Genomic DNA, 7,225 nt, shown 5'->3' on the forward strand with positions numbered 1-7,225 from the left:
CACCGCCGACCGCATGGACACGATCTACGACTGGTGCGTGAGCCAGAAGATCGGCTGGCAGTTCGACCCGACCTACACCCGGATGGTGCCCGCACACTACCTCACGGAGATCGAGCAGATCGGCTGCCCCGATCCCGCCCCGCTCTACACGCGCTTCTGGGAGCCGGAGGTTGCAATGGGCGGCGAGGACATCGAGGCGCTGGGCGCGGCCTACCTGACGGCGGCGTACGAGGCGACCAAAGGCTGGCTCGCAACTCTGCCAAGTGAGGCTCAAGTCGGGATCGCGTTCTCGGGGGGCATTGATAGCACGAGTGTCTTGCTACTTGCGCGAAAGGCGATGTCGGAGCTGGGCCGCAGCCCGGACTTGGTTCGTTGCTTTACCCTAGACCTGCACGAGGGCAAGGGAGCGGATGCGGTTCAGGCCGAGAAGATCGTCACGGATCTGGGAATTGCCCACACCTGGGAGCGTGTCACTATGCCCGCCTCCGAGTACAACCTGCGTGAGGCGATTACCTGTATCGAGGACTACCATCCCCTCGATGTGGAGTGTGCCGCCGCCGGAATCGCACTGCTCAAAGCCGTCCGCAAGCGCTACCCGGAATTGCTCTACTTCATGGACGGAGACGGCGGCGATGAGAACGCCAAGAGCTACCCGCTGGAGGACTCCGATCTCACGCTCAGCTCGATCTTGCGCAACCCACTGCTCTACCAGGAAGGCTGGGGGATTGACGCGATCAAGCACAGCGCCACTTACTCCGGCGGCCTCTCCCGCGCCTACATCCGCACGTTTGCCCCCGCCCAGCGCTACGGCTTCACGGCGTTCTCCCCGTTCACCGTGCGCTCCGTAATGGCAAAAGCCGTCGCCATTCCCTTCCCCACGATTCTCAATGGCTCCCTGGAGCGCCTCTACAGCCTCAAGGGCGAGCTCGTCGCCTCGGGCGTGAAGGACGTCACCGGAATCGAGATACCCGTCTCGATCAAGCGCCGCTTCCAAGATGGTGCCCGCGCCGCTGTCGCAGGCGATACAGAGAACAACTCGTATTACAAAGCCTGGCGCGTGAGTAAAGCCTGGTGCCGCCAGATATTCCTGCGCCAGTGGGAAGAAAAGCTCCGTGCCGCCTGGGAGGAGCAGGAGCAACTCTCCGGTAACTTCGTGCCCGGAGTGCTTGAGCCGCTCTTGCAGTAAGCCTCCCCCTCGGCGACAGAACCGTATCCCCCTCCGGCAAGCGAAGGGGGACATGCCACCCAAACCCTCTTCGCAGCGAGGAACGAGCGAAAGCCGGAGAGGGTCGTGCGCTAAGGCGCGGGGAGAGGTTATAAAAACTTCGACCAGCGGTAGTCCTTGGATTTGGTGACCTTCTTGTTTGCCTCTTCAATCGCTAGCTCCGCCATCGCGTTCACGATCCAGGTGAAGTTCTCCGGCCCCACCGAGTCGTAGTCGGCATCGGGAGCGGGGTTGAGGAAGTCAATGGCGTAGGGGATGCCATCTTGTACCGCAAACTCCACCGTGTTCATGTCGTAGCCCAGAGCGTTGCAGATCTTGAGACAGTCGGCGGTGAGGCGCTCCTCCATCGCGGGATCGAGCGGCGGGCCGTCTTGGACGTAGCGACGCTCGTGGGGCAGGCGTGGGTCGTAGCGCATGATATGGACGTTTTTCTTGCCAATCACATAGCAGCGAAAGTAGTCCGTGAACTCAACACTCGACTGTAGGGTCATACACATATCGCCGGTCTGATCGTAGGCGGCGAAGAACTCCTCGGGGGAGTGCACTTTATAAACATGCTTCCAGCCGCCACCCGAGTAGGGCTTCAAAAACGCGGGAAAGCCGATGTAGGTAAAAATCTCCTCGAAGTTGAGCGGGTAGAGTAAGTTGCGGAGCGACTGCGCCGAGATATCCGGCGGGTGCTGCTTGTGGGGCAGGAGCGCGGTCTTCGGGATCGCGACTCCGAGCTTATGAGCCAGTGCGTAGTTGAAGAACTTGTCGTCGGCGGTCCACCAGAACGGGTTGTTGATCACCGTGACGCCCTGCATTACGGCGTGTTTGAGCACTGCGCGGTAGAACGGGACATCCTGCGAGATCCGATCCACAATCACGCGGTAGTCATAGACCTGCTCCATCGTGATCGCCCCGAGACTCAGGCTCTCCGCTTGAATCGTGCCTCCACCAAGCTCATTGATCTTGGCTACCAGTGCGCCGGGAAATGTGTTCTCTCGGCCATACAAAACGCCTATTTTTTTCATGACTACTCTCCAGGGCTATTGTACCCAGTTATTTCCAGGCTTTGCAGAGAAAATCCGATTGGACGTGCCTGCTGTGGGAAAAATGGATAAAGGAGGGAGGTACGATCAACGCTGACTTCTCTACCCACGCTATCAAGATCAAGGGCGATTTCGACCGTGAAAGTCTAAACCCTATCGGGCTCAGGATGCCCTCAATGACTGAGTTTGAGCTACCACTGAAAGGTAGCCGTGGTCGCTCTCAAACTTGATGCCCCTAGCCAACTCACTCTCTTTGATATGCCGCCAGATCGCACCTGGCGGCTCCTGGAAGCTCGCTCTGACCGAGATAAACGTATTGCTGTGCTGATGCGAAACATCCTCTGGCAGCACGAGGCGGGTGGCTGCCATGCCTCCAACGAGTTCTTTGCCAGCAATCCGACCATGGGCCTCAAGTGTGATGTGGCAACCATCCGGCGCGGCCTGGCCCATCTGGAAGAGTGCGGAATACTCCGCCGCGACTTCGATGCCTTTGGTCAGCGCACTATTGTCCCTTTGGTTACCGTGGAGGATCTTCTGGCGGCGGGTTGGGAGGCTCTGGCCCGCGCAATTGTCGGAATGAAGCAGTGGGCTGGCGAGATCCGGTCGAAGTGCCGCGAGCTGCTCCGGAGTCTTGGAAAATGGTATGCTCCTCAACGTTCTCAGGCTAAGAATTGCGCGGTCTCTGCGCGGACAATTGCGCGGCCCTTTCCTTATAAAGAGCGTCAAGCGCAGAAGACGACAACTGTAACAGGCCCCCAGCTCGCAGGTGTTGTTGTCTCTCCTGCGGAGGTTCCAGAGCCAGATAGCGAAGCCGTCACCGTGGCTGTAGAAGCGGGATTGGATCGGAGTGCCGCTCGTAGAGCGGTCGGGGAGAAGCCTTTGGATGCGGTGAGGAGCGCCGTGAAGGCAGCACGGGCTTACGCGGCCTCGCACGAAGTGCGGAGCCTGCCCGCGCTTCTCTTTACGGCGATACGTGCCGGGTGGCTCGCGCCCGCGCCGCCGTCGAATCATGCCTCTGACTTGGGGGAACGGCCACAGAGGATCATCGTTGCACCAGCCCAGATGCGCACTGAGACGGCACCACGGCTTTTGGAGTCTGATTCAACGACGATGGCTTGGGATGCGCTTTCGGAGGATCAGCGAGCGGAGTGTCTGGCTCTGGCGCTCACCGATGCTTTGGAGACAGCCAGCGAGGCGGAGAAGGCGCTTGTACGGCGGCGCGGCGTGGACTCGCTCCCGGTCGTGATGCGTGCAAAGCGGCTGGCGAGAGAGCGGGCTGAAGCCCTGGGAGCCAGCGATGCCGGGTAAGCGACGAGACGGGCAGCTCTGCCTGAAGGGCATGGCAATTATCCGGCCACGCAAGCCTCGTGCAGAGGTAGAGGCCCAGGAGCAACGGGCGTTTTTTGTCTGGCTTCGGCTTCACGCACGGCAGTTCCCGGAGCTGCGGTGGGTGCATGCGATTCCGAACGGGTTGTGGCTAGGGCCGAAACGTGGAGGCGAAGCTGTAGAGCTTGGTCTGACCGCCGGGGTGTGGGATGTGTTCGTTCCGGTGCCGACGTCGGGGTGTCACGGGTTGTACATCGAGCTGAAGGCAGGGCGCAACGGATTGACTAACGAGCAGGTGGCATTTCGTGATGCACTGGAGCCGCTAGGATTCCGGTTCGTGGTCTGCCGGAGCTGGCTGGAGGCACGAAATGCGGTCGCGGAATACCTTGGTTTGGAGAACCTTGGTGGCCAGTGATAGGCCGTTTGGTGGCCGTTGGGCACTACTCGTTTTCTGGCAGTGTCCAGGCTGGCGGATGTCCTTGGTTCCCAGCATGAGGCGGCGGAGGGTCACAACTCCAGGGCGATTCAAATCAAGGCGGGCGATGGTTGCGCGCCCCGTGGGGGTGAGGCCGACCAGCTCAGTGAAGTCCTCGTTCCATCGAAAGTGCTCGCGCCAGTTGTCGCGGCGAGGCAGGTAGTCGGAGTGAGGCAGTACTCGCAGCGGCGGTGGGAACGACGCAAGATCTCCTCACGGCTTCGCTTGGGCAAGTGACGGCGCACGTCTCAGACAATCCGAGCCGGACGTATACCAAGCTCGTTCATGAGGGCACGGTAGCGAACCCCACGCAGTTTGGCTAGGGCCAGAATGTCCGCAAAGCGCGGGGCGTTGTGCTCCTCACGCAGTCGGGCAAGGGCGGTGAGGCGCTCCCCTTCAATATTGGAGAGAGTGCCCGCGCCACGCTTGGCAACCAGAGAGCGGAATTCGCGCGTTTCGTCAGGGGGGAAGCTATGGAAGATACGCTCCAAGAGAACGCCCTCTTCCAGGCGGCGGGTGGCAAGGGTCTCGACGGCGATCCCCTCGCGCTGGGCATCGGCACGGTAGCGGGTTTCAAGTTCGCCTGTCAGTGTGATGGTGGTTGCCATAGTGCCTTTATTTTACCGTAGCTTGGTGGCCGTTGATAGTGGCTTTGGTGGCCAGTGGGACATGCTACGAGTTCAGGCGGATTTCCAGCTCACTTAGACTCTCCAGCAGGCTATCGAAGGTCGGCGGCACAGCGAAGAACATGTCTCCCATTCGGTCGTAGTCGCTTCTCAGGTCAGGCAGGCGCTCAGGCGGCGGGAGCAGGCGCAGCGTACCCGGAACGGCCAGATCGTAGCGCGACCAGGAGCTGCGGTAGAAGAACTCTTTGTGCTCGGCGACGCGGGCCAGAAGATCCAAGGCCAGGGCACGGGCGATTCGGTTCAAGCGAGGTTCTCCAAGAGTCGGTCTATGTGCGGCAGAAGCCAAGTAGGTGCTGTGGCGCGGCTTCGGCGTAGGGTAGCGCGATCTCGGCGGGTGAGGAGGGCACGAAGCCGGGTGAGCTCGTGGTCGTCAATGCCTGTGGGGCCAAGATAGCGTAGGGCTTCAAGGATCGTGGCGACCTTGCCTCCCTGCTCCGTGAGCCGCCGAGGTTCTGCGTGGCGTAGCTCGATGGTCTGGCCTCCCACCTTGAGCTTCCGGGACGCCCCATCGGTGAGATAGACGATCTTTGCGGGCACCTGCGTGGAAAGCCCAAGGGCGTTAGCCGCGACTGCCCCGCTGCTCTGAAGTCGGCTGCCTGTCTTGCGCTCCAGCGCCTCGGCGATACGCTCCTGGGCGGGTGGAACCAGCGTTCCCAATAGCGTACTGGTACGCGGCAGATCGTAGAGCCCTCGCCCAACACGGCGGATCTCCCCCTCCCGTGCGAGGCGTGAGAGTGTCTGATCCACAGCGGCACGGCTCCCCAGGTCGAGGAAGTCCTGGGCCGCGAAGACCCATCCCTCTCCCTGCTTCTGAATGCGCCGCTCAATCTTGCTTGAAATAGTTGCTGCCACAGTTTTGATTATAGGTGTATGTCAGAAAAAAAGCAATTAGTTTCTGACATTTCCTTCACGAATTAGAGATTAGCCTCAGCGGTGATGAAGGGCGGCCAAGGCCAAGCTGGCGAGCGACTTCGGGGAGTGTGGTTCCACGCAGGGCGGCGAGCTCGGAGAGAAGATCAATGCGCCCCGCTTCTGCAAGCTCGATCTCATCGGTGAGCTGAGCAAACTCGTCGTGTTCTTCGGCGGTGAGCTCACGCTGTGCTTGGGCAGCTTTGAGGGCTTTACGGCGCTGAAGGGCAGCGAGGGGCACCGCGGCCTCGATGCGCTTCAGGAGATCCGCTTCGGCGATCATCGTTGCGGGCATAGTGAAGGTATTTTACCGCCTCGCCCGACTGAAGTCATCGGCAGTGATTTAGCGACAGGGCGAATCTGGCGTATAAAGCGGTATGTCCGAATCGCTTTCCTCGCCCTCGTCGCGCCTGTGGTTCACCTCAGATCACCACTTCGGCCACGACAAGACGGCGGACCGGATGAAGGAGAGCTTCGGCTGGGTCAAGGACTACTACGAGCTGAAGGTCGAAGATGCCGATGCGCCAAGTGGAAAGCAGCTCATCGTTCTGTGCCATTATGCGTTTCGCGTTTGGCGAAACGCATATCATGGCTCGTGGCATCTGTACGGCCACTCCCACGGCTCGCTCCCCGACGCTGGCTACTCAATGGATGCCGGGGTGGACTGCCATGACTTCTCGCCTATCTCTTATGAGCAAGTCAAAACGGCCTTTGCTTGTCTCCAGGTGGTAAAATAGCCTTGTGGAGAGCAACCAAATGCATGCCTATTCCTACCTGAAGCGGCTTCTCAAACAGCAGGAGATCTCGGTGCCAGAGCTGCACCGGCGCATTCGCACCCAGGGCTTGAGTGTGAACCTGAAAAGCCTCTACCGTTTGAGCGATGACACACAGCCCGTAGACCGCCTCGATATGCGCGTGGCAGGAGCGATTTGCTCCGTGTTCTCAGTGCGCCTCTCCGATTGGATCATCTTTCAGGAGGAGTCTCAGATGCTACACACGCTCGCACCTCAGAGTCAAGCACGCCTAGACACGCTGATGGGAAAGAATAACCAAGGCGAGCTGACTGCTCTTGAGCGTGAGGAGCTACGCACTCTCGTCCGAGAAGCCGAAGAGGTCATGTTGACCAACGCTCGCCTTTTGTCGCAGCAGCAACAGCGCCTCAAGCCGGAAGTGTTGGGCAGTAGCGTTGCGTCGTAGTCGCCTGCGTACTCGAATTGAAGCGCTAGCTGATTTTCGCTGCGAGTACTGCGGAGCGCCCCAGAACGCGTGTGGGTATCATTTGGGTGTGACTCATTTTGGTTGAAGGGCCCTTCATGCCACTTTGTACCCCACTTGTGGCTTCTTCATTTTTAGGTCTGCTCTCTCAATGCAGGGAGAATCCCAAGCAGAACATGTCCCATAAAGCCGAGTTTGTTCCCGTTCACGACGAAAACAATGGAAAGGTTCCCAGTCCTGATTCTCGGCCACACAACGAAGCCGCAATAACGATTCGGCACCAGCAACGCGCCAATGCATCCCGGAAAGCTCAAAACGATCCTTGACAAGATGACGGCAAGCCCCTTCAATCACC

General features: G+C 59.8%; 10 protein-coding genes and 1 pseudogene. 5 read left to right on the forward strand and 6 right to left on the reverse strand.

The annotated features are described in order from the left end of the window. On the forward strand, window positions 1–1,186 hold a 1,186-nt coding region (locus RMO15_RS20340; RefSeq protein ID WP_309716160.1), incomplete at its 5' end, for an asparagine synthase-related protein. Window positions 1,187–1,314: 128 nt separating this feature from the next. On the opposite strand, the gene RMO15_RS20345 is transcribed toward RMO15_RS20340, so the two are convergent. After that, on the reverse strand, window positions 1,315–2,241 hold the full coding sequence (locus RMO15_RS20345) for a hypothetical protein (RefSeq protein WP_309716163.1): 927 nt from the start codon (window positions 2,239–2,241) through the stop codon (window positions 1,315–1,317). Window positions 2,242–2,469: 228 nt separating this feature from the next. Between RMO15_RS20345 and RMO15_RS20350 the strand changes: the two genes are divergently transcribed. Both RMO15_RS20350 and RMO15_RS20355 read left to right on the forward strand, forming a co-directional pair. Next, window positions 2,470–3,567, forward strand: a complete 1,098-nt coding sequence (locus RMO15_RS20350) for a hypothetical protein (RefSeq protein WP_309716167.1) — start codon at window positions 2,470–2,472, stop codon at window positions 3,565–3,567. Continuing rightward, window positions 3,557–4,000 (forward strand): hypothetical protein, encoded by a 444-nt coding sequence (locus tag RMO15_RS20355; RefSeq protein WP_309716169.1) that lies wholly within the window; start codon window positions 3,557–3,559, stop codon window positions 3,998–4,000. Before RMO15_RS20350 ends, RMO15_RS20355 begins: the two co-directional genes overlap by 11 nt. Before the next feature lie 308 nt (window positions 4,001–4,308). Here the strand turns inward: RMO15_RS20355 and RMO15_RS20360 are convergent, their stop codons facing one another. From RMO15_RS20360 to RMO15_RS20375, 4 genes are all read right to left on the reverse strand, one after another. After that, window positions 4,309–4,668: a hypothetical protein gene (locus tag RMO15_RS20360; protein WP_309716172.1), complete on the reverse strand. Its 360-nt coding sequence runs from the start codon at window positions 4,666–4,668 to the stop codon at window positions 4,309–4,311. A gap of 64 nt (window positions 4,669–4,732) precedes the next feature. Then, on the reverse strand, window positions 4,733–4,990 hold the full coding sequence (locus RMO15_RS20365) for a hypothetical protein (RefSeq protein WP_309716174.1): 258 nt from the start codon (window positions 4,988–4,990) through the stop codon (window positions 4,733–4,735). Next, complete coding sequence (locus RMO15_RS20370; protein ID WP_309716177.1) at window positions 4,987–5,598, reverse strand: DUF6088 family protein; 612 nt, start codon at window positions 5,596–5,598, stop codon at window positions 4,987–4,989. The genes RMO15_RS20365 and RMO15_RS20370 overlap by 4 nt, the downstream gene beginning before the upstream one ends. A 55-nt stretch (window positions 5,599–5,653) precedes the next feature. After that, the gene (locus RMO15_RS20375; protein ID WP_309716180.1) at window positions 5,654–5,950 is read right to left on the reverse strand and encodes a hypothetical protein; all 297 of its coding nucleotides are present in this window, start codon (window positions 5,948–5,950) and stop codon (window positions 5,654–5,656) included. Between the two features lie 82 nt (window positions 5,951–6,032). Here RMO15_RS20375 and RMO15_RS20380 point away from each other — a divergent pair, with 82 nt between their 5' ends. Beyond that, window positions 6,033–6,392 (forward strand): hypothetical protein, encoded by a 360-nt coding sequence (locus tag RMO15_RS20380; RefSeq protein ID WP_309716184.1) that lies wholly within the window; start codon window positions 6,033–6,035, stop codon window positions 6,390–6,392. A gap of 4 nt (window positions 6,393–6,396) precedes the next feature. Then, window positions 6,397–6,852: a helix-turn-helix transcriptional regulator gene (locus RMO15_RS20385; protein ID WP_309716187.1), complete on the forward strand. Its 456-nt coding sequence runs from the start codon at window positions 6,397–6,399 to the stop codon at window positions 6,850–6,852. A 114-nt stretch (window positions 6,853–6,966) separates the two neighbouring features. Here the strand turns inward: RMO15_RS20385 and RMO15_RS20390 are convergent. Then, window positions 6,967–7,225, reverse strand: a pseudogene (locus RMO15_RS20390) (hypothetical protein); the annotation flags it as partial.

This window comes from Armatimonas sp. (assembly GCF_031410135.1).
Classification (GTDB): Bacteria; Armatimonadota; Armatimonadia; order Armatimonadales; family Armatimonadaceae; genus Armatimonas.

What these genes read in the sequence shown, in the direction of transcription:
- RMO15_RS20360 (WP_309716172.1), bottom strand. Translation starts at nt 4,668, where the DNA reads ATGGCAACCACCATCACACTGACAGGCGAACTTGAAACCCGCTACCGT.
- RMO15_RS20380 (WP_309716184.1), top strand. Translation starts at nt 6,033, where the DNA reads ATGTCCGAATCGCTTTCCTCGCCCTCGTCGCGCCTGTGGTTCACCTCA.
- RMO15_RS20355 (WP_309716169.1), top strand. Translation starts at nt 3,557, where the DNA reads ATGCCGGGTAAGCGACGAGACGGGCAGCTCTGCCTGAAGGGCATGGCA.
- RMO15_RS20375 (WP_309716180.1), bottom strand. Translation starts at nt 5,950, where the DNA reads ATGCCCGCAACGATGATCGCCGAAGCGGATCTCCTGAAGCGCATCGAG.
- RMO15_RS20345 (WP_309716163.1), bottom strand. Translation starts at nt 2,241, where the DNA reads ATGAAAAAAATAGGCGTTTTGTATGGCCGAGAGAACACATTTCCCGGC.